At 67.0% G+C, this 18,800-nt stretch carries 16 protein-coding genes and 1 pseudogene; 7 read left to right on the top strand and 10 right to left on the bottom strand.

Features of this window, described 5'->3' with window-relative positions:
• Window positions 1–80: 80 nt before the first annotated feature.
• The 3 genes from BLU74_RS17140 to BLU74_RS17130 all read right to left on the bottom strand — a co-directional run bounded on the left by BLU74_RS17140 (window position 81) and on the right by BLU74_RS17130 (window position 3,704).
• Window positions 81–620 (bottom strand): LURP-one-related family protein, encoded by a 540-nt coding sequence (locus BLU74_RS17140; protein WP_089769558.1) that lies wholly within the window; start codon window positions 618–620, stop codon window positions 81–83.
• 155 nt (window positions 621–775) lie between these two features.
• A complete protein-coding gene (locus tag BLU74_RS17135) occupies window positions 776–2,518 on the bottom strand; it encodes a hypothetical protein (protein WP_089769556.1) in 1,743 nt (580 codons plus the stop codon).
• A gap of 1 nt (window position 2,519) precedes the next feature.
• Window positions 2,520–3,704: a hypothetical protein gene (locus BLU74_RS17130; RefSeq protein WP_089769554.1), complete on the bottom strand. Its 1,185-nt coding sequence runs from the start codon at window positions 3,702–3,704 to the stop codon at window positions 2,520–2,522.
• A gap of 187 nt (window positions 3,705–3,891) precedes the next feature.
• On the opposite strand from BLU74_RS17130, the gene BLU74_RS17125 reads away from it, so the two are divergent.
• The 4 genes from BLU74_RS17125 (at window position 3,892) to BLU74_RS17110 (ending at window position 9,227) form a co-directional block, all read left to right on the top strand.
• A complete protein-coding gene (locus tag BLU74_RS17125) occupies window positions 3,892–5,706 on the top strand; it encodes a site-2 protease family protein (protein WP_089769552.1) in 1,815 nt (604 codons plus the stop codon).
• Window positions 5,707–5,784: 78 nt separating this feature from the next.
• Entirely contained in the window at window positions 5,785–7,215 is a 1,431-nt protein-coding gene (locus BLU74_RS17120; protein ID WP_089769550.1) for a glycosyltransferase family 2 protein, read from the top strand.
• A 66-nt stretch (window positions 7,216–7,281) separates the two neighbouring features.
• On the top strand, window positions 7,282–8,769 hold the full coding sequence (locus BLU74_RS17115; protein ID WP_089769548.1) for a heme-binding protein: 1,488 nt from the start codon (window positions 7,282–7,284) through the stop codon (window positions 8,767–8,769).
• A 275-nt stretch (window positions 8,770–9,044) separates the two neighbouring features.
• Window positions 9,045–9,227 carry a hypothetical protein gene (locus tag BLU74_RS17110; protein WP_089769546.1) on the top strand — a complete coding sequence of 61 codons (183 nt, stop codon included), beginning with the start codon at window positions 9,045–9,047 and terminating at the stop codon, window positions 9,225–9,227.
• Window positions 9,228–9,252: 25 nt separating this feature from the next.
• On the opposite strand, the gene BLU74_RS19115 is transcribed toward BLU74_RS17110, so the two are convergent.
• The 7 genes and pseudogenes from BLU74_RS19115 to BLU74_RS17080 all read right to left on the bottom strand — a co-directional run bounded on the left by BLU74_RS19115 (window position 9,253) and on the right by BLU74_RS17080 (window position 16,178).
• Complete coding sequence (locus BLU74_RS19115; RefSeq protein ID WP_175454694.1) at window positions 9,253–9,423, bottom strand: hypothetical protein; 171 nt, start codon at window positions 9,421–9,423, stop codon at window positions 9,253–9,255.
• A 6-nt stretch (window positions 9,424–9,429) separates the two neighbouring features.
• Window positions 9,430–10,512, bottom strand: coding sequence for an aldo/keto reductase (locus BLU74_RS17105; RefSeq protein WP_089769544.1), 1,083 nt, complete (start codon window positions 10,510–10,512; stop codon window positions 9,430–9,432).
• 255 nt (window positions 10,513–10,767) lie between these two features.
• Window positions 10,768–12,159, bottom strand: a complete 1,392-nt coding sequence (locus BLU74_RS17100) for an FAD-binding oxidoreductase (RefSeq protein WP_089769542.1) — start codon at window positions 12,157–12,159, stop codon at window positions 10,768–10,770.
• A 79-nt stretch (window positions 12,160–12,238) separates the two neighbouring features.
• On the bottom strand, window positions 12,239–14,029 hold the full coding sequence (pepF, locus tag BLU74_RS17095; RefSeq protein WP_089769540.1) for an oligoendopeptidase F: 1,791 nt from the start codon (window positions 14,027–14,029) through the stop codon (window positions 12,239–12,241).
• 66 nt (window positions 14,030–14,095) lie between these two features.
• Window positions 14,096–14,524, bottom strand: coding sequence for a DUF7112 family protein (locus BLU74_RS17090; protein ID WP_089769538.1), 429 nt, complete (start codon window positions 14,522–14,524; stop codon window positions 14,096–14,098).
• Between the two features lie 94 nt (window positions 14,525–14,618).
• Window positions 14,619–15,011 (bottom strand): annotated as a pseudogene (locus BLU74_RS17085) (30S ribosomal protein S6e); the annotation flags it as partial.
• A gap of 69 nt (window positions 15,012–15,080) precedes the next feature.
• The gene (locus BLU74_RS17080) at window positions 15,081–16,178 is read right to left on the bottom strand and encodes an aminopeptidase (protein WP_089769535.1); all 1,098 of its coding nucleotides are present in this window, start codon (window positions 16,176–16,178) and stop codon (window positions 15,081–15,083) included.
• A 71-nt stretch (window positions 16,179–16,249) separates the two neighbouring features.
• On the opposite strand from BLU74_RS17080, the gene BLU74_RS17075 reads away from it, so the two are divergent.
• The 3 genes from BLU74_RS17075 (at window position 16,250) to BLU74_RS19530 (ending at window position 18,760) form a co-directional block, all read left to right on the top strand.
• On the top strand, window positions 16,250–17,122 hold the full coding sequence (locus tag BLU74_RS17075; protein ID WP_089769533.1) for an ATP-grasp domain-containing protein: 873 nt from the start codon (window positions 16,250–16,252) through the stop codon (window positions 17,120–17,122).
• A gap of 69 nt (window positions 17,123–17,191) precedes the next feature.
• Window positions 17,192–18,094 carry a phosphogluconate dehydrogenase (NAD(+)-dependent, decarboxylating) gene (gene gnd / locus BLU74_RS17070; protein ID WP_089769531.1) on the top strand — a complete coding sequence of 301 codons (903 nt, stop codon included), beginning with the start codon at window positions 17,192–17,194 and terminating at the stop codon, window positions 18,092–18,094.
• Between the two features lie 78 nt (window positions 18,095–18,172).
• Window positions 18,173–18,760 carry a 2Fe-2S iron-sulfur cluster-binding protein gene (locus BLU74_RS19530; protein WP_089769529.1) on the top strand — a complete coding sequence of 196 codons (588 nt, stop codon included), beginning with the start codon at window positions 18,173–18,175 and terminating at the stop codon, window positions 18,758–18,760.
• The last annotated feature ends 40 nt before the right edge of the window (window positions 18,761–18,800 follow it).

Raw genomic sequence — 18,800 nt, 5'->3', positions numbered from 1 at the left:
AACGAAGTGTCCGACCCAGTCTGTGAGACTGCTCGGGCAACGTCGGATCTCCCGCGTCCGCGGGTAGCAGAAAGCGTGTCCTAGTTCTCCTCGATCGCATCGGCGACGATCATCCCCACGACCACCAATCGCGGGTCGACGTCGTCGCCAGAGAGGTCGATCGAGTACCGGTCCCGGAGCGAGAACGCCCCCTTCGCTTCGCCGATCGTGGTGCCGTCGACGCTGACAATCTCGTAGGAGAACGGGATCAGCGTCGTGATGAAGCGGCGGGCGATCGCCATCGGGACGCTGTCCTCGCGGATCGTCGCCACCTTGTCGCCGTCGGGGCCGAAGAGCGAGTACTCGTGTTTGAAGAACGAGATGGCCTCACGCTTGACCGCGCCGACGCGCTCGTCGGTCTGGGAGTCGACGATGTCGTAGGCGGCCGTGATGTCGAGGATGCTGTCGGCCGTGACGCGGAAGCGCTCCGCGCCCGTCTCGGGGTCGGTGAAGCGGAAGTCCTCCTTGAGTCGGAGTTTCTTCTGCGCGGATTCGAGGATCGCCGTGTTCCCCTCGTAGATGCGGTACTTGTTCCCGATCGAAATCTTCTGGCGGACCTCGTACGAACGACTGTCGAACATTTAGCGGTAATGGCTCGGCATCGGCAAAAGGTGTTCGTCCGGCGTCCGCACCGTCCGACACGAGAGCTCGTCACAGTCTGTGAGGCGAGGACAGTGGTTCCGGGAGGGAGCGTATCGACCGACCGAGCGTGGGTCCTCGCGCGCCGGTCTCGGTCTCAGTCGCTCTCTTCGATGAGGTCGTGCCACTCGCCGCCGAGAACGAAGACGACAAAGACCGCTGCACCGAGGAGGAGGCTGAGTCCAACGTCGTACTGCAACCACAGGAGGAAGCCGAACGTGGACCCGACGGACGCGAACGCGAGGATGCGTCGAGAGCGCGGGAGGTCGAAGAGGACTTCGGACCTCGGGAAGAGGTAGTACAGCGAGACGAAGAGCACCAACAGCGTGAGCAGACTGCCGAGTTCGATCACCCGATCGAGCCCCATATCCATCACGACGAAGATCTGGACGCCGAGCGGGACGTAGATCTCTCGGACGGGGCTCTCCGGGACGGTCGGCGCTGACTGCACGGCCTCGTAGACCGTCCACGCGAGGACCCCGATCCCGACAGACCACACCAGGAGGAAGCCGAACTCGCTCCGTGCGAGGGGAATCGGCACGAACGCTGCGCCCCACGTGAAGCGGTGGGACAACCACGCCCACACGACGAGGCACAGGGGGAGTAACAACCCCTTTGGCCTGCTTACGTTGGGCGTCTTCGCAGTCTCGTCGAGATGCGCACGGACGGAGGCCGCATCCGCGTGATACAGGAGCGTCGGAATCCGACGGACGATGCGGAACCAGTACCAGAGACAGTAGCAGACCACGACGAGGGGTGTGAGGCTGAGTGCCGCCCAGACGGCGGCGTCGCCCGTGACGTCGACGGCGTACCCCAGGCTCCCGAGGGTCCGAATCTCGGCGAGCGACCAGTACGCGCCGAGCAGCGCTGACGGGCTGAAGGCAGTGGTCGGCGTGTGATACGCGCCGGCGAGAAGCAGCGGAGCCACCGCGAACAGCACACCGAGGAGCACCGGAAGAAACACCCCCCAGGCCCGCGGGGTTACGGCTGTTCGGAGCTGTCGATAGAACGACGAGTCCACGTCTCGGGCGGCGTCGAACCCGCCGCCGATCGGGGAGTCAGGAGCCGGTGTCCGGTCGCGCCGCAGCACCCAGCTCCCGACGGCACCCACGAGTGCCACGATCTCGATGACGGGATAATAGAGGCTGAGCGTCCCGACGAAGATCCCGAGAAGCGTCGCAGGAACCACGAACACGCTAGTCCCCGCAGCCGCCACCAGCAGGCTCACGAGCGGTCGCAGTCGGGGACGCCCAGCCAGCGTCTCGAAGTCAGCACGCCAGCCGGCGGCGGAGTCGTCGGCCGTCGAAAGCCCCACCAGTGGCCGAGCGAAGTAGTTGTCCGGATGGTGAATCGGCCGCGACTCGACCCGGGACAGGGCGACGCCGACGGGGAGAAATCCGGAGAGCATCGTGGCGTTCAACAGCCACTGTGGCGGTCCGCGCAGTCCGGCAGGGAGGCTCGAACCGTCGACGGACAGCCCCCAGAGGTAGAACACTGCCCCGACGGCGAAGGCGTACGCCCCAAGCACCATTCGAACCCGCGAGTGCCGGCCGATCGGTTCACTGAGGGGGCCAACGTACACCCGTGGGATGGTCGCGACGACGACGAGACCCAGAAGCAAGACGCTCAGACAGAGCGGGACGAGCGCCCCCAGCGAACCGGACTGAACGCCGGCGAGCACCGACGCGATCCAGTCGGGCCCCGAGGCCGGAAACAGCCCCGGGGGGGCGTTCCACGCGAGGATCGTCCCACTCACGACGCCCAGTAGCCGATCGAGGTTGGGGACTCCCGGCAACCGGGCGAGCGCGAGTCTGAGTCCTCTGAGGAGCCTGCGTGCCATATCACGTCCTCCCGAGCGATCGGATCACGGTCCCCGCTGCGGTCTCGCTGACGGACAGCAACTGGTCACCGACGAGCACGGGCCGCGCACCCCGCTGTCGGTCGAAGCGATAACACCGACAGCGGCCGGTGCTGGGCTCGAACAGCCCGCAGAACGGCACGTCGTCCCGGTCGTCCCGTCGAACGAGCCCTGCCAGCAGGTAGCCCTGTGTCGTCGGCTGGACGCTGTGCATCGTGAGAGCGCCCTCGTCCGAGCCGAGTGTTCGCCACCACTGTACGCGACCTCGCTCGCTCAGGCGAGCGATCACCCCGACATCGTCGCGGTCACGGCGGTCGGCCCGTCCGACGGCGACGGCCGCCGCGCCGTCCGCAACTGCGGGCGCGACGTCCCGGAGCACGCTCGCGGGGTACGTTTGACGCCACGCGACGCCGCCGTGTTCGATGGCGAGAGCGCCCGCCGGCGACTCGACGCCGTCGGTACCGTCGAGTCTGCCCACGAGAAGGGACGTCGAGGCGTCGAGTGCGCACGCACCGTCGACGTACGAGACGTCGGCGTCGTAGGTTCGGTTCCAGCGGACGTGGCCGTTCGCGTCCACCCCGAGGAGCCACGCCGAGTCGCGCCAGTCGTCGAACGATTCGCGCTGTGATACGAGGGTGTACGCGGCATCCGGCGACTGAGTGGGGAGAATCGCGAGCGGAGCACGGCCGGAGCCACCCGCCGGCTGGTAGCGGTTCTCCCATCGGTCTGCGCCCTCGTCGGTCAGCGCGACGACCCACGCTGCATCCCCGTCATCGTCGCCGCCGATCAGTACCCCATCGGCCGTGGGGAGTATCGCCGACGGCGGTCCGTTCGACGTCGTCCGTGGGAGCGTTCGCGCAGTACGGACGGCTCCGTCGGCGTCGATCTCGGAGAACCATCCCGGCGCGTTCTCCGCCGCTGACTGCGTCCCGGCGACGACTACCGAACCGTCCGACAGTTGTGCGGTGGCTGTCGGCGGTCCGTCGACGGCGACCTCCCAGCGGACGTTCCACGGGCCGTCGGAGACCGACTGCCACGTCGGATCCAGCCGGTCGGTCACGGCCGAGACCGCGGACGCTGGCACGGCGGCGTCGCGTCGGGTGACATACCCGACCCCGCCGACGGCGGCGGTCGCACCGAAAAGCAGGACGCGGCGACGTGTCGGCATCTACGACGGGACTATTTATTCACGGAAAAAATAGCTACGGTGTACGACCCGTTCGCGAGCGGAAGAGACCGGAGCAGTACGTCGGTCGCTGGCGGGACTGTCCACCCGGTTCCCGCGTCGGCGCGCCCGGCGGAATAACAAGGTGGGGTAATAACACATTTCCGCACCGGACCCCTCTGGTCTGACGATGAATACGCTTCTGTGGGTGCTCGTCGGCCTCGCCGCCTATTCGGCGGGGGCGTTCTTCCTCTCACAGCGCGGGCTCGTGCCCGCTTCGGTGAAGATTCGGGGGCCGTTCACGACCATACACACGAAACGGGGGCGCGATCTCATCGACTGGATCGCAACGCCGAAGCGGTTCTGGCGCGCGTGGACGAACCTGGGCGTCGGAGCCGCGCTCGTGATAATGGCGGGGATGTTCCTCTTCTTGCTGCTGCAGGGGATCGCGATCGTGCAGAATCCCCCCGCGCCCTCGCAGGTGAACCAACCGCAGAACTTCCTCGTGATTCCCGGCGTCAACGACTTCCTGCCGCTCTCTGTCGCGCCGGAGATCGTCTTCGGGCTGCTTGTCGGCCTCGTCGTGCACGAGGGCGGGCACGGCATCCTCTGTCGCGTCGAGGGGATCGACATCGAGTCGATGGGGGTCTTCCTCTTCACGGTGATCCCGCTCGGTGCGTTCGTCGAACCGGACGAAGAGAGCCAGCAGAACGCGGACAGAGGCGGCCGGACGCGAATGTTCTCCGCCGGCGTGACGAACAACTTCTTCATCACGTTCGTGGCGTTCGTGCTCCTGTTCGGCCCGATCGTCGGCAGCATCGGCGTTGCGCCGGGGATGGCCGTCCAGGGCGCATACGACGGCTCGCCCGCGGCGACCGCCGGCGTCGAACAGGGCGACCGGATCACTGCTGTGGGCGGAGTCCCCGTCGGAAACGAGAGTTCGCTCGACGCGGCGCTGCTCGGGACCGACGCACGGAGCGTCTCGGTCGAACTCGACGGCGGCGATAGCGCCGCAGACCGGGACGCGCGTACCGTGACGGTCGAGCGGTCGTTGATGATCGCCGGCTCGGTCGCCGGGAACCCGGCGGACATCAGCGTCGAAGACGATCCGGTGAGCGTCACGCGCGTGAACGGGACCGCGGTCTACACCCGCTCTGGGTTCGCCGCGGCCGTCGGCGAGGACCGATTCGCGACGGTCACGACCGAACGAGGGACCGTCACGATCCCGATCGGCGCGTACCTCACACGGGTCGTTGAGGACGGTCCGCTGGCGCAGTCGGGGGCCCCCACCGAACCGGGGCTGATCGTGACGGCGATCGACGGTCAGCGCATCGTCTCGTCGACCGAACTCACGCAGGCCCTGGACCGAACCGAACCTGGAGAGACTGTCGCGGTGGAAGTGTATCAGGACGGGTCGTTCCAGACGTACGACGTGACGCTCGGAACGAGCCAGCAGGACGGCAACGGATTCCTCGGCGTGAACATCTTCCCGGGGACGAGCGGGCTGTTGGTGACGGACTTCGGTGTCCAGTCCTATCCGGCGGGAACGTACCTCGAACTGCTCGGCGGTGACGGCGGACCCGACGCGACCGGCCTCGCGGGAACCATCGGAGACTCGCCGCTCGCGACGGTGTACGTCTCGCTGGTCCTGCCGCTCGCATCGCTCGTGCTCGGGATCCCGAACTTCCCCGGATTCACGGGGAACGTCCACAACTTCTATGCGATCACGGGGACGCTCGAGTTCCTCGGGACGGGCGTGTTCCTGCTCGCGAACGTCGCCTTCTGGACGGCGTGGATCAATCTGCAACTCGGGCTGTTCAACTGCATTCCAGGCTATCCACTCGACGGCGGGCGGATCCTCCGAGCGAGCGTCGAGACGGTCGTCTCGCGGTTACCGATCGACGATCGCGACCGGGTGGTCACCACGATCACGACCGGCGTGGGGCTGACGATGCTCGCGTCGCTGCTGCTGCTGGTGTTCGGACCGACGATCCTCGGCGGGTAACCGAAGCAGTGGGTCGGTTCCGACCGGACGCGACGACAGCGTTTATCTCCTGGGGGATCTTCTCAGAGAGCGAACTCGATGGCAGACGACGCCGACGCGTCGACGACGACCGAAGAGCGTGTCGAGGAGACCCCGGCGCAACGGGGTGACACCGACGCTGACGACGGGTACTCGTGGGGTGGTCGGCTCAGCCCAGAGAACCTGGTCTCGTGGATCGATCCCGAGACCTATCCGTTGCCGGAGTTCGGCGAGGATCCCCGCGAACACGGATCGCGCGTCCCGGTCGAGATCGAAAGGGAGTATCCGGTCGAACCCGACCGGGTGCTGGCGGTCGGACTGGTACTCTTACTCGTCGGAATGGCGGGCTCGGTCGCACTCAGTCTCGTCGGCGTCTCGATCCCGCCGCCGATCCAGAGCGGGATCACGGCGGGACTGTGGGTCTTCGCAGTGCTGTATCTCGTCGCCGCCGTGGTGTGGCTGTTCAACCTCGCGCTGGGATGGCAGAGCGGGGAGCCACCGATCGAGTACGGGGCCGACGACGTCCAGGTCAGGATCCTGACAGTCGACGCGACAGGGACGGTTCAGCGGACGATCGATCACCTCCCCGATTCGCTGACCGACCGGCACGTGATCGCAGAGTCGGACATCGACGTCACGGGCGCGACGGTACACGTCGTCCCCGAATCGTTCGAGTGCGTCGCGACCAACAAGGGACGGGCCTTAGAGTGGGCCCGCCGCAACGTGCCGTGTGACCGGGAGTATGTGCTCTACCTCGACGAGGACACGCTCGTGACCGAGTTCGACGGACTGCCGGACGCCGACCTCGTACAGTTCCGCGAGTGGCCGATGAAGACCGACTCATGGTGGACCTACTGGGCTGAGATCCTCCGGATGGGGTTCCAACTCGAACAACTCGGCTACGCGGAAGCGACGATCCCGCTGTACTCCTGGGGCGGCGGGCTGGCCGTCCGGAAGTCCGTCGAGGACACGATCACCTGGGATTTCGATACGCTGATCGAGGATACGGTCTTTATGTGGTTCGCCGTGGAGAACGGGGCCAGTTTCGAGGTCGTCGAGACGCGATTCAGGAACCAATCGCCCCTCTCGCTCACCGAGATGTTCGACCAGCGACGCCGCTGGCTGGTCGGGACCATCCGGAGCGAGGAGTACCTCCCGCTGGGCCACCAGATACTCTTGACCGTCCGGAACGTCGTCTGGGGATTCAGCCCGATCCTGTTGGTTCTCACCTTCCCGCTGGCAGTGAGTCCGCTCGAACTCCCGATTCTCGAACCGCTTCGCGCGGTCACGTGGGTCTTGTTGGTGCTCGCGGCCGTCTGGGTCGTCGCGGGCGTCAGATACTACGACTACCGGGCGCAGGCGTTGCCCGTACTCGTGCTGTCACCACTGGTGATCTTCCTGCACGCTGTCGGCGCGCTGTGGGGCTTCCTGTTCCCGCCGCAGACGTTCCACACGACCCCGAAGTCCGCCGACACGGACTCGACGGAGTAGCGCACCGTTCCCAGGACGTGGGAGTGACTCGCAACGCCCATACGGGAGGCCGAGTAAGAGAAGAGTATGCCTGAGGCCCCACCGACAGACGAGGGCTGGTTCGTACTGCACGACTTCCGCACCGTCGATTGGGACGCGTGGCGCGACGCGCCGGAGCACGAGCGCGAGCGGGCGATCGCGGAAGGGACGGAACACCTCCGTAGACACGAGGAAGTCGCCGACAGCGACGAGGGCGCATCAGCCGTCTTCTCCGTCCTCGGCCACAAGGCCGACCTCCTCGTCGTACACTTCCGACCGACGCTCGACGACCTCTCGCGCGCCGAACGTGCCTTCGAGCGGACCGCGCTGGCCGGCTTCACCACCCAGCCGACCTCGTACGTCTCCGTGACGGAGATCTCGGGGTACTCGACGCCGGAGTACTTCGACGATCCCGATTCCGTCGATCAGGGACTCCAGAACTACATGGAGGGCAAACTGCAGCCCGAGATCCCCGACGACGAGTACGTCTCGTTCTACCCGATGTCCAAGCGCCGCGGGGAAGAACACAACTGGTACGACATCGACTTCGAGGAGCGCGCGGAGATGATGGAGACCCACGCCGAGACCGGCAAGGAGTACGCCGGGAAGATCAAGCAGGTCATCGCGTCTTCGGTCGGCTTCGACGACTACGAGTGGGGCGTGACGCTCTTCTCGGACGATCCGACCCACATCAAAGACATCGTCTACGACATGCGCTTCGACGAAGTCTCCTCGAAGTACGGGGAGTTCGGCCAGTTCTACGTCGGCCGCCGCTTCCCGCCCGCCGACCTGGGTGCATATCTGGAGGGAGAGGCGGTCCCGACGAGCGAACACGACGGCGCGTCGGCCCACGCCCACGGCGGCGCGCACTCTCACGGCGACGACGGCGGCGCGCACTCCCACGGCGACGACGGCGACGACGGCGACGACGACGACGGCGAGGGAGCAGACGAAGACAGCATCCGCGCGGAGCTGTCCGAGATGGACATCTACGCCGGCCAGCCCCACGGCGAAGACGTGTACGCGACGGTGCTGTACTCGGAGGCCGACACCGACGAACTGTTCGACGAGGTCGAGGGGCTCCGCGGGAACTTCGAGCACTACGGCACGCACGTCAAGACGGCGGTCTACGAGGCCCGCAACCGGGACCGTAGCGCCGTGGTGAGCATCTGGGACACAGCTTCGGCCGCGGAGACGGCCGCGGGATTCCTGTCTGAACTGCCCGGAATCGTCTCTCGGGCCGGCGAAGAGTCCGGCTTCGGAACGATGGGAATGTTCTACACGGTGAAGTCGGAGTACCGAGAGAACTTCCACGACACGTTCGACGACGTCGGCGAGGTCCTCGCGGAGATGGACGGGCACCAGGAGACCGACCTGCTCGTGAACGTCGAAGACGAGAACGACATGTTCATCTCCAGCCAGTGGGACTCCCGTGAGAACGCGATGGCGTTCTTCCGCTCGGAGGACTTCAGCGAGACCGTCGAGTGGGGTCGCGACGTGCTCGCCGACCGGCCGCGACACGTCTTCTTAGCGTAAGCCCGCGGCTCAGGGGTTCGTTTCCACTCCACGAATACTGCGAGTGCAACGTCAGACGCGATGCAGTCTGCGGGTTTCGAAGCGAAACGGAGGGGTTCCCGTTCGCGCGCCAGCGGCGGTTCGCGTGTCTCGGGTCTGACTGTTCGCAACCGACACTCGAAGCGGCCGTTTCGGCCCGGCACCTCGGCGTCCGCGGTCGATTCACCCCGAATTGCGCTCACCCGAGTGAGTCAAATAATGTTAATTATTATATGTGTATACGTTCAAACTGGCGTATGGCACACTCACCAGAGCAGCCAGATCTGTACGTCTGCACCGAATGTCAAGTCGCGCACGCCGGGACCGTCGCGGAGTATATCGAGAGCGGTGGGCACAGCTACGAACCGCCCGAAGCGTGCGGAGCCTGCGGCGCGTCGTCGTTCGTCGAGTCCAGCGGTTGGCCGCACGTCGGGAAGTAACTCCGACGGGTCGAGACCGAAGGGCTCAGCGACGACGCCGGTACCCGATCGCGCCGACGACGCCCGTGAAGAGCGTCAGCGCATCCCACGGCGAGGGGTCGATCCCTCGCCGGTCCGCGTCGCGTCTGACCCACGCGGTCAGCGCGAGGTGAGCGAGCGCGGTCGCGACGAGAAAGGCGGTGCGACGAGCGTTCATACGGCGTCAGTCCGACGACGCGGTGTTCCGCGGTCCCGTCGTCGCGCGCTTGTCGATACCGGCGGCGCGGATGTCTTCGCCGTCGACCGACGACCGGAGTTCGTCCATCCCGTCGTCGCGGTCGATATCGAAGTTCGTCTGATACAGGTCGGCGACGCGCGCCAGTTCGTCGTCGGTGAGCTTCGGCACCTCGCTCGCGGCCGCCCACGCGGAGATGTCTTCTTTGGTGTGGAACGTCGGCGTCACCGAGGCGACCTCGTCGTAACTGAGGAGGTACGCGATGGCGGCCTGCCCCATCGTGCGCTCGCCGTCCCGTTCGAGGAACCGCAGCGTCTCGAGTTTCTCCCAGCCCGTCTCGTACCACGCGTCCGGGCGGAAGCCGCGGTGGTCGTCGAGGTCGTGACCGGTCTCAGGCGTCACCTGCTCGTTGAGCAGCCCAGAGGAGTGCGGGACTCGCGGGATCAGGCTGGTCGAGGAGTCGGTCTCTTCGATCGTCTCCAGAAAGTGGTTGCCGACCTCCTGCTCGAAGAGGTTCCAGACGAGTTGGACGGAGTCGAACTCCTCTTCGATCGCCATATCGCCCTCGGCGAGCCAGCCGATCGAGGGGCCGAGCGCCCAGCCGACGGCGCGGACGAGTCCCTCCTCGCGGAGTTCGTCGAGCGTTTCGAGGACGTCGGCGTCGACCTCGTCGACGTTGGCGTTGTGGAGTTGAAGGACGTCGACGTACTCCATATCCAGGCGGTCGAGGCTCTTCTCGGTCGCCGAGCGGAGCCACTCACCCGTGATCTCCTTCGGGAGTTCGCCGTGCCCCGCTTGCGGGTTGTTGTAGAAGTCATAGCCCACCTTCGTCGCGACAGTGACCTCCTCGCGGTAGTCGGCGAGCGCCTCCCCGAGAACTTCCTCGCTCTCGCCGTGACCGTACACGTCGCCGGTGTCGAAGTAGGTGATGCCCTCGTCGATCGCGTGATGGAGCAGTCCGATCGCGTCCTCGCGCGTGCGGTCGCCCCACCAGTCGGTGCCGACGACCCACGCGCCGAAACCGACTTCGCTCACTTCGACGTCGGAATCGCCCAGTGTCCGATAGTTCATATCCACGCGTTAGGCGTCGGCTCACTTATACTGTCGGCTACGCTGCCGACGGTTTATATCCGATGACGGGACCAGCGTCCCTGTGACCTGAGAACGACCCCGCGTCGGCCAGCGGTCGCTCGGCAGACCGACGCGGGAGCCACGAAGCGACGGCGGTGCCGACTGTTCGCCACTGCGATTGCGTCGCAGGAGACGCCCAGGAGTCACGCTGCCGTCTGTCGCCGGGAGTAACTCCACTGGCCGCCGCCGACCCACTCACGCCCGCTCGTGAGTGAAGATGCCGGTGGGGTCGTAGCGCTCGCGGACCGCTCGGAGTCGCGCGGCGTTCTCCGCGTACACGTCCTCGGCGTCCGGTTCCGTGCCACCGGCGAAGTTCGGCAAGGTGCCGGACACCGCGCCGTCGCCGCGGAGCCGGCGGCAGGTCTCGCGAACCCACTCGACGTTCTCCGTCGTCGCCAGCGGATCGTCCCAGGCGGCCTCGACGTTCGCCACCGCCACGGCGTCACGGCCGACGACCGGACTCGTCTCGGTGTCGATCCGTTCGACCGCGCCGTGCATCGGCCAGAGGACGATCGTCGAGAGAGTCGAAGCGGCGCGTTCGGCCGCCTCACTGAGGGCTTCGAGCGTCCCGTCGTCGAGCGTCGCGAGGGGGACCGACTTCCAGTAGTAGCGTCGGCCATCCGGGAAGTCGTCGTCCATCATCGACTGCAGGTCGAGGTAGGACATCGCGTCGAAGGTGCTCGCGAACGCGGCTTCGTGGGCCACGAACGGATCGCACACCTCGCGAGCGTTCTCGGGTACGCCGGTGTAGGCGCCCGCGAGCACCAGCGCGTCGTCGCCGTGACGGTCGGCCGGGAACGCCGCAGTCGCCGGGACGGACCCGAAGTACGGGAAGACGCAGGCCTCGTCCGGTGCCGTCCGCTGGAAGTCGCGATACGTCCGGAGCGACGGCGTCGCCTCGTCGAGCGGCAGCCACGACTCGAAGTACGCGACGTCGTGATCGAGCGGATGCAACTCGAACTCGAAGGCCGTGACGACGCCGACGGTGCCGCCGCCGCGGGCGGCCCACAGGAGGTCCTCGCGCCCGTCGGCGTCGGCGGTCACCCGTTCCCCATCAGCCGTGACGACGTCGATGGAGCGGAGGTTATCGGCGGCGAAGCCGTGCTTCGGCGAGAGGTAGCCGGTGCCGCCGCCGAGCGTGAGCCCGGCGACGCCCGTCTCGGTGTAGACGCCGCCGGGCGTCGCGAGCCCGAACGACTGGGCGGCGCGGTCGACCGTGCCCCACGTGGCTCCCGGGCCGACGCGGGCCGTCCGCTCGTCGGGATCGATACGGACCCACTCCATCTGCGAGCAGTCGACGACGAGCGACCCGGAGACGACCGACGCGCCGGAGACGCTGTGCCCGCCGCTTCGAACGGAGACGTCGAGGCCGTGATCGCGGGCGAACGAGACGCTCGCGACGACGTCGCCGACGGAGTGACAGTACGCGATGGCGGTCGGGTAGGCGTTCACCATCCCGTTCCACACGCGGCGCGCGTCGTCGTATGCGAGGTCCGTCGGCGTGACGACGTCGCCGGAGAGTCGCGTCGAGAGGTCTTCGAGCGGCAGGTCCGCCGCCGTGTCGAGCGCGGTGCGGTTGGCGTCCATATCGGATCGCTGGACGCGAGCGATTTACCGCTTGTGTCGGCGCCCCTTCACGCAGGGAGCGTCGACAGCCGAGACCGGCTCAGAGCAACTCCGCCATCCGGTCCAGGTAGTCGTCGTAGACCGACAGCGCTGACTCGATCGGTTCGGGGGACGTCATATCGACACCGGCGGTCTCGAGCACCTCGATCGGGTACTTCGAACCGCCGAGTGAGAGCGCCTCCCGGTACGCTGCGGCGGCGTCTTCGCCCTCGTTGAGGATCTGATCGACGATTGCGACCGCGGCGGAGATGCCCGTCGCGTACTGGTAGACGTAGTAGTTGTAGTAGAAGTGCGGAATGCGCATCCACTCGCGAGCGATCCGGTCGTCGATCCGGGCCGGCTCGTAGAACTCCGCCTTCACCTCGCGGTAGCATTCGTCGAAGCGATCCGGCGTGAGCGCGCCGTCCGCTTCGGCGATCTCGTGGATCTGTAGCTCGAAGTCCGCGAACATCGTCTGCCGATAGAGGGTCGCGCGGAACCGTTCGAGGTACTCGTCGAGGATGTGCATCCGCAGTTCGTCGTCGTCGAGGGTTTCGAGCAGGTAGTGCGTGAGGAGCGTCTCGTTGACTGTCGAGGCGACCTCTGCGACGAAGATCGTGTAGTCCGCGTACTGCCACGGCTGGGCGTCCTTCGCGAGTTCGGAGTGCATCGAGTGACCCAGTTCGTGTGCCAGCGTGAACATCGAGGAGATGTCGTCCTGGTAGTTCATCGAGATGAACGGCTGGGTGTCGTACGTCCCCGCGGAGAACGCCCCCGAGCGTTTCCCGCGGTTCTCGTAGACGTCGACCCAGCGCGAATCGAGGCCGTTCTGAACGCGGGTCTGGTAGGGTTCGCCCAGCGGCGCGACGGCTTCGACGATGTACTCCCTGGCCTGTTCGTAGGGGATGTCCGGGCCCTCGTCGCCCGTCAGCGACATATAGAGGTCCCACATCTCCAGTTCGTCGACGTCGAGCGCGTCGCGCTTCAGTTCGGTGTGCCGGTGGAGGCTGTCGAGGTTCGCCCGCACGGTATCGACGAGCGTGTCGTACACCGCGACGGGGACGTTCGGCCCGTTGAGCGCCGCCTCGCGGGCGGTCTCGTAGTTCCGTGCCCGGGCGTACTTCACGTCCTTCTTGACGCTGTTCTTCAGCGACGTACCGACGGCGTTGCGCACCTCGGCCCACTCGTCGTAGAACTGTTCGTAGACCTCCCGACGGAAGCCGCGATCCGGGTGCTTCTGGAGCTTCGTGAAGTTACCCAGTGAGATCTCGACCGCCTCGCCGTCGGGGCGTTCGACGGTCGGGAACGTCATATCAGCGTTCGAGAGCATCCCGTAGATGTCCGACGACGCGCCGGCGACTTCGCCGAGTTCGGCGAGGAGTTCCTCGACCTCCGCAGAGCGGGTGTGGGGCTTCATCCGCAACACGTCGTCGAAGTAGTGTTCGTACGCTGCGAGGGCCGGCTCTGTCTCGATGAGCGAGTCGACGTCCGCCTCGTCGAGTTCCTGGAGTTCCGGTTCGAGGAAACTCGCCGCCGACTGCGCCGAGGACGAGAGCGATTCGGCTTTCGCCTGCAGGGCCTGGTACTCTTGATTTCGGGTGTCTTCGGCGCTCCGGAGGCTCGCGTAACTGCGCACCTTCGCGACCTCGCGCATGATCTCCTCGCGGAGCTCGAAGAGTTCGCGGAGCGTCTCGGCGTCGTCGGTCGCGTGGCCTTCGTACTCCCGAAGGTCGTCGACGCGGGCGTCGACCGCTTCGTACGCCTCCTCCCAGGCCTCGTCGTCCTCGTAGATGCTCGCGAGATCCCACTTGTAGTCGGGGTCGATCTCGCTGCGTTCGGGCACCTGACTCATACCAGATGGAGCGCCGGAGCCGTGGTAAGGCTTACTCACGCGGCCACAGCGGGCACGGTCGGCGGGTCAGTCGCGGAGCGAAGAAGCGATGTCCTGCAGCGATTCGTTCGGCCGGCGGGGAACGTCGTAGACGAGTCGGTCGCCGGGCTCCCGGAGTCCATAGCAGAAGCCGGGGTCGAGTTCGTCGAGTTCGACCGCGTCGTCGGGGGCGCGGTCGTGCGTCCGGCACCACTCGACGAGCCGGTTCTCGCCGTCCGGCGGGTCGCGCGTCAGTCGCTCGTTGTCGTACGCGCCCCGGACGAGGGCACCGCGGGCATCCGATTCGACGCGGGCGTGCGTCGACGTTCCGTCGAGTAAGAGACGGACGACGTCGCCGGCCTCGACCGCGGCGTCGTCGGGAAGTCGGAGACAGGGTCGTCTGGTACCGCCGCTACGGGCCAGCGTCGCCCGGAAGTTCGTCACGGCGGCGTGATCGCTCGGAACGCGCTCGGACACGGACGGGTTACTCGTCGTCCGCGTCAGCGTCCGCTTCGTCTTCCGCGTCCGCTTCGTCGTCAGCCGCAGCGTCTTCGTCGGCCTCGGCGGCTTCGTCGTCGGCCTCATCTGCTTCTTCCTCTTCTTCGGGTTCGCCGGCGATGGTCCCGTCGACGATCGAGGCGTTGACCTGCGCGGTCGCCTCCGAGATCTGTCGGCCGCGGACCGTGATGCGCTTGCGCTCGCCGTCGCGCGAGGGCTTGTAGCCGACGCCGCCCTCGAGGAGCAGTTCCTTCAGGTCCGCGCCGGCCACGTCGTCTCGCATCGGGCGGCCAGCCTCGTCGGACCCGCCGGTGAGTTCGAGCGTCCGTCCGTCGAGATCGACGGCACCGCCGTCGACCTCATCGCCGAGTTCGCGGCCGAGGAATCGGTTCGCGTCCTGTCCGTCGACCTCGAACTGCTGGGTGTCTCCGGTCTGATCGGAGACGACGACTTTGAATTCAGCCATAGACGGATCGAGACGGCCGCCGATAAAAAGTACGTCGAAAGCGACTCCCCATCCGCGGGGCTCGGATACCTACGCGGACCGGAAGCCGTCCTCCCAGCGGAAGCGGCCGTTCCGCTGGACCACCTCGTCGTCGATTTCGAGTCGCGCGTCCGCGCTCACGTCGGTGATGAGATCGACGTGGACGGCAGACTCGTTGCCCGACTCGCCCGCGGGAACGCACGCGTCGTACGCGCGGCCGAGTGCGAGGTGGATCGTATCGCCCATCTTCTCGTCGAGGATCCCGTTGCCGGTCACGCGATCGATGCCGCGATTCATCCCGATGCCGAGTTCGCCGAGCGAGCGGGCTCCCGGATCGGTGTCGAGCACGTCGCCGATCGTCGCCGCGCCGACCGCCGCGTCGTAGTCGACGACGCGACCGTCCTCGAAGCGCAGCCAGAGGTCCCGCACGCGGGAGCCGGAGATGGTCATCGGCACGTCGAAGCGGACCTCGCCCTCGACGTTGTAGGGCGCGGTGAACACCTCTCCGGAGGGGAGGTTGTGCGAGCCGTACGCGACCGAAGCCGCGGAGTTGACTGCGGTGCGGCCCTCGATCGACATCGTGAGTTCGGCGTCGCCACGGACGAGTCGAACCTCGCTGCCCTGATCGAGTCGGTCTTTGAGTTGGCCCATCTCGGCCGCCAGCGAGTCCCAGTCCCGGAGGATCGCATCGTACAGGAAGTCCTGATACGCCTCGTAGGCCATCTCTGCCTGCTGAGCCAGCGACCGGGTCGGGTGGAGCGTCGAGACCCAGTCGGTCGCGAGACGCGCCTCGCGAATCGGTGAATTCGCCCGTTTGGCGGCCTTCTGGGTCTCGCCGTCGACGTCGGCAGTCGCGAAGGTGTTGCGGCCGCCCTTCAGGAACAGTGCCGAATCCGCGTGCTCGTAGAGCGCGCGTTCGTGGGTCGGCGTCTCGAAGTCGCCGTCGTGCGCGCGCTGGTACGCGCGCTTGACCTCGTCGGAGGCGTAGGTCGTCGCGACGTTCGCGCCGATCTCACCGAGGACGTCCGCAACGGCGACCGCGAGGTCGTGAGTTCCCTCGGCGACGCTGACGACGACGTTATCTCCGGGTTCGATCCGCGCGCTCCACTCGACGAGGAGTTCCGCGTGTTCGCGGACACGTGGGTCCATACGTCCTCTGGCGGGCCGGATGACAAACGTGTATCGCCTCACTTATCGTCGCGGGTGGCCGACGCCGGGCCGTGACAGACGTCGCCCTCGCCACCGCCGCCGAGTTGCCGTCGCTCATCGACGACGAGGACGCCTTCCGAACCGCGCTCGAGGCCCGCGACATCACCGCCGAGCCGGTCGTCTGGTCGGACGAACCGGTCGAGTGGGGCGAGTTCGACGCGGTCCTCGTCAGAACGATCTGGGACTACTACCGGCGAGCGAACGCGTTCGACGCGTGGCTCGACCGACTCGATTGCGCGCCGACGACGGTGTGGAATTCGGTCCGGACGCTGCGGTGGAACAGCCACAAGTTCTACCTCCGCGACCTCGCCGAACGGGGAGTGCCGACGTTGCAGACGGCGTATCTCGATCGCGGCGCGGGCGTCTCACTCGACGGGCTGATGGCCGATCGCGGCTGGGACGAGGTGGTCGTAAAGCCCGCGATGAGTGCCGGAGCGTTCGAGACGAAGCGAATATCTCGGGCCGACGCCGACGCAGCCCAGACGTGGTTCGAGGACCTCATCGCTCGCCGTGACGTGTTAGTCCAGCGCTTCGCCGACGAGATCGAGGCGGGGGAGTGGTCGCTGGTCTTCTTCGACGGCGCGTACAGCCACGCCGTCCGGAAGCACCCCGAGGCGGGCGATTTCCGCGTGCAGTCCGAACACGGCGGACGCGTGACGGCCGAGTCCCCACAGGCGGGGCTCGTCGAGCAGGCGGCGGACGTCGTCGCCGCGGTGACGGCCGAACTGCGGGGGCAGGTGCCGCTGTACGCCCGCGTCGACGGGATCGTTCGGGACGAGATATTCCGCCTCGTGGAGATCGAACTCATCGAGCCCGAACTGTTCTTCCGGGCCGATGACGGCGCCGGCGACCGGCTCGCCGAGGCGTTCGTCGAGCGGCGCTGAGCGGGGGCGGCCGACTCGACACCGCGGGAAACCGCAATCACTACTTCGCCCGGGGGCGGAAGCGCTGGTATGCAACTTGGCGTCGTCGGCCTCGGCCGGATGGGACAGATCGTCGTCGACCGCGTGATCGACGCCGGACACGACGTAGTGGCGTTCGACCTCGACGCGGAGGCCGTCGCGACGGCTGCCGACGCGGGCGCGACCCCCGCTGAGGACCTCGCGGACCTCACCGACCGCCTCGGCGAGGAGAAGCGAATCTGGCTGATGGTACCCGCCGGCGAGGCCGTGGACGCGACCCTCGAAGAACTCGACCCGCATCTCGCTGCCGACGACGTCGTCGTCGACGGCGGCAACTCCCACTTCGAGGCGTCGGTGCGGCGCGCCGAATCGACCGACGCGGCGTACCTCGACTGTGGGACCTCCGGCGGGCCGGCCGGCGCCGAACGCGGCTTCTCGCTGATGATCGGCGGCCCCGAGTGGGCCTACGAGGCGCTGACGCCCGTCTTCGACGCCGTCGCGACCGGGCCAGCGGGTCACGACCGGATGGGCGCGAGCGGATCGGGTCACTACGTCAAGATGGTCCACAACGGCGTCGAGTACGCGCTGATGCAGGCCTACGGCGAGGGCTTCGAACTCCTCGCGAACGGCCGGTACGATCTCGATCTGGAGTCGGTCGCCCGGACGTGGAACAACGGTGCGGTCATCCGTTCGTGGCTTTTGGAACTCTGCGAGGAGGCCTTCCGCGAGGAGGGCAACGACCTGGGCGACGTCGCCGACCACGTGGCCGGGGGATCGACCGGGACCTGGACCGTCCAGGAGGCCCTCGAACAGGAGGTGCCGGTGCCGCTGATCTATCAGGCCCTCGCTGAGCGCTTCGGCAGTCGAGCCGACGACGGCCGCTTCGCCCGCCGGCTCGCGAACCGGCTTCGCTACGGCTTCGGTCGACACGACGTGAAACGGCGCGGCGAGTGAGTGCCAGAATCTCGCCGTTCGTGGCGGCACCGACGCGACAATCACAATTTCCTTAACCCCCGATTCCGTAGCGCCGATATGGTCGAAATCAACTTCGTGGGGCTGGGTCTCGGGGTGACCCTGACGCTCCTCGTGGTGGCGATCCACTACGCTCGCGGTACCGGGTGGACGGCCACCGGCGACATCTCGCAGGAGGTGCTCGAACAGCGGGCGAGCACGCTCCCGGAGACAGACTTCCCGGAACCGATGAACCGATCCATCGGCGGCGGCGCAGCCCCCGCAGGGGCGGTCACCGGTGGCGAGGAGGGCGCTGAACTCGAAGAGGCCGGCGAGGCCGAGGAGTCCGATCCCGGCGACATCCCGGAAGACGAGATCGAGTACTTCGAGGTCGAGTTCGCCAAGCAGGGCGAGACGATCGAAGTCGCGAACGACGAACCGCTCCTCGATCAGGGCGAGGACGAGGGCTGGGACCTCCCCTACGCGTGCCGACAGGGCCAGTGCGTCTCCTGCGCCGGCCAGATCACCTCCGGTGGCAACGCCGAAGACTACGTCGAACACGACAACCAGCAGATGCTCGACGACGCCGAACTCGACGACGGCTACACCCTCACCTGCGTCGCGTACCCCCGCGCGGACTTCACGATCGAGACCGGCGAAGCGCCCTGAGACTGCTCCCTGTTGCGTTCACGGCGTCTCTCGTTTCCGT

This window comes from Halobellus clavatus (assembly GCF_900107195.1).
GTDB lineage: Archaea > Halobacteriota > Halobacteria > Halobacteriales > Haloferacaceae > Haloquadratum > Haloquadratum clavatum.
The sequence above is the reverse complement of the archived record's forward strand: the minus strand, read 5'-3'. Positions and strand labels throughout refer to the sequence as shown.

Bases quoted from the DNA above. Each gene is read 5' to 3' on its own strand.
- BLU74_RS17135 (WP_089769556.1), bottom strand. From the start codon at position 2,518: ATGGCACGCAGGCTCCTCAGAGGACTCAGACTCGCGCTCGCCCGGTTG.
- BLU74_RS17105 (WP_089769544.1), bottom strand. From the start codon at position 10,512: ATGAACTATCGGACACTGGGCGATTCCGACGTCGAAGTGAGCGAAGTC.
- BLU74_RS17080 (WP_089769535.1), bottom strand. From the start codon at position 16,178: ATGGACCCACGTGTCCGCGAACACGCGGAACTCCTCGTCGAGTGGAGC.
- BLU74_RS17100 (WP_089769542.1), bottom strand. From the start codon at position 12,159: ATGGACGCCAACCGCACCGCGCTCGACACGGCGGCGGACCTGCCGCTC.
- BLU74_RS17140 (WP_089769558.1), bottom strand. From the start codon at position 620: ATGTTCGACAGTCGTTCGTACGAGGTCCGCCAGAAGATTTCGATCGGG.
- gnd (WP_089769531.1), top strand. From the start codon at position 17,192: ATGCAACTTGGCGTCGTCGGCCTCGGCCGGATGGGACAGATCGTCGTC.
- BLU74_RS19115 (WP_175454694.1), bottom strand. From the start codon at position 9,423: ATGAACGCTCGTCGCACCGCCTTTCTCGTCGCGACCGCGCTCGCTCAC.
- BLU74_RS17110 (WP_089769546.1), top strand. From the start codon at position 9,045: ATGGCACACTCACCAGAGCAGCCAGATCTGTACGTCTGCACCGAATGT.
- BLU74_RS19530 (WP_089769529.1), top strand. From the start codon at position 18,173: ATGGTCGAAATCAACTTCGTGGGGCTGGGTCTCGGGGTGACCCTGACG.
- BLU74_RS17120 (WP_089769550.1), top strand. From the start codon at position 5,785: ATGGCAGACGACGCCGACGCGTCGACGACGACCGAAGAGCGTGTCGAG.
- pepF (WP_089769540.1), bottom strand. From the start codon at position 14,029: ATGAGTCAGGTGCCCGAACGCAGCGAGATCGACCCCGACTACAAGTGG.
- BLU74_RS17115 (WP_089769548.1), top strand. From the start codon at position 7,282: ATGCCTGAGGCCCCACCGACAGACGAGGGCTGGTTCGTACTGCACGAC.
- BLU74_RS17130 (WP_089769554.1), bottom strand. From the start codon at position 3,704: ATGCCGACACGTCGCCGCGTCCTGCTTTTCGGTGCGACCGCCGCCGTC.
- BLU74_RS17125 (WP_089769552.1), top strand. From the start codon at position 3,892: ATGAATACGCTTCTGTGGGTGCTCGTCGGCCTCGCCGCCTATTCGGCG.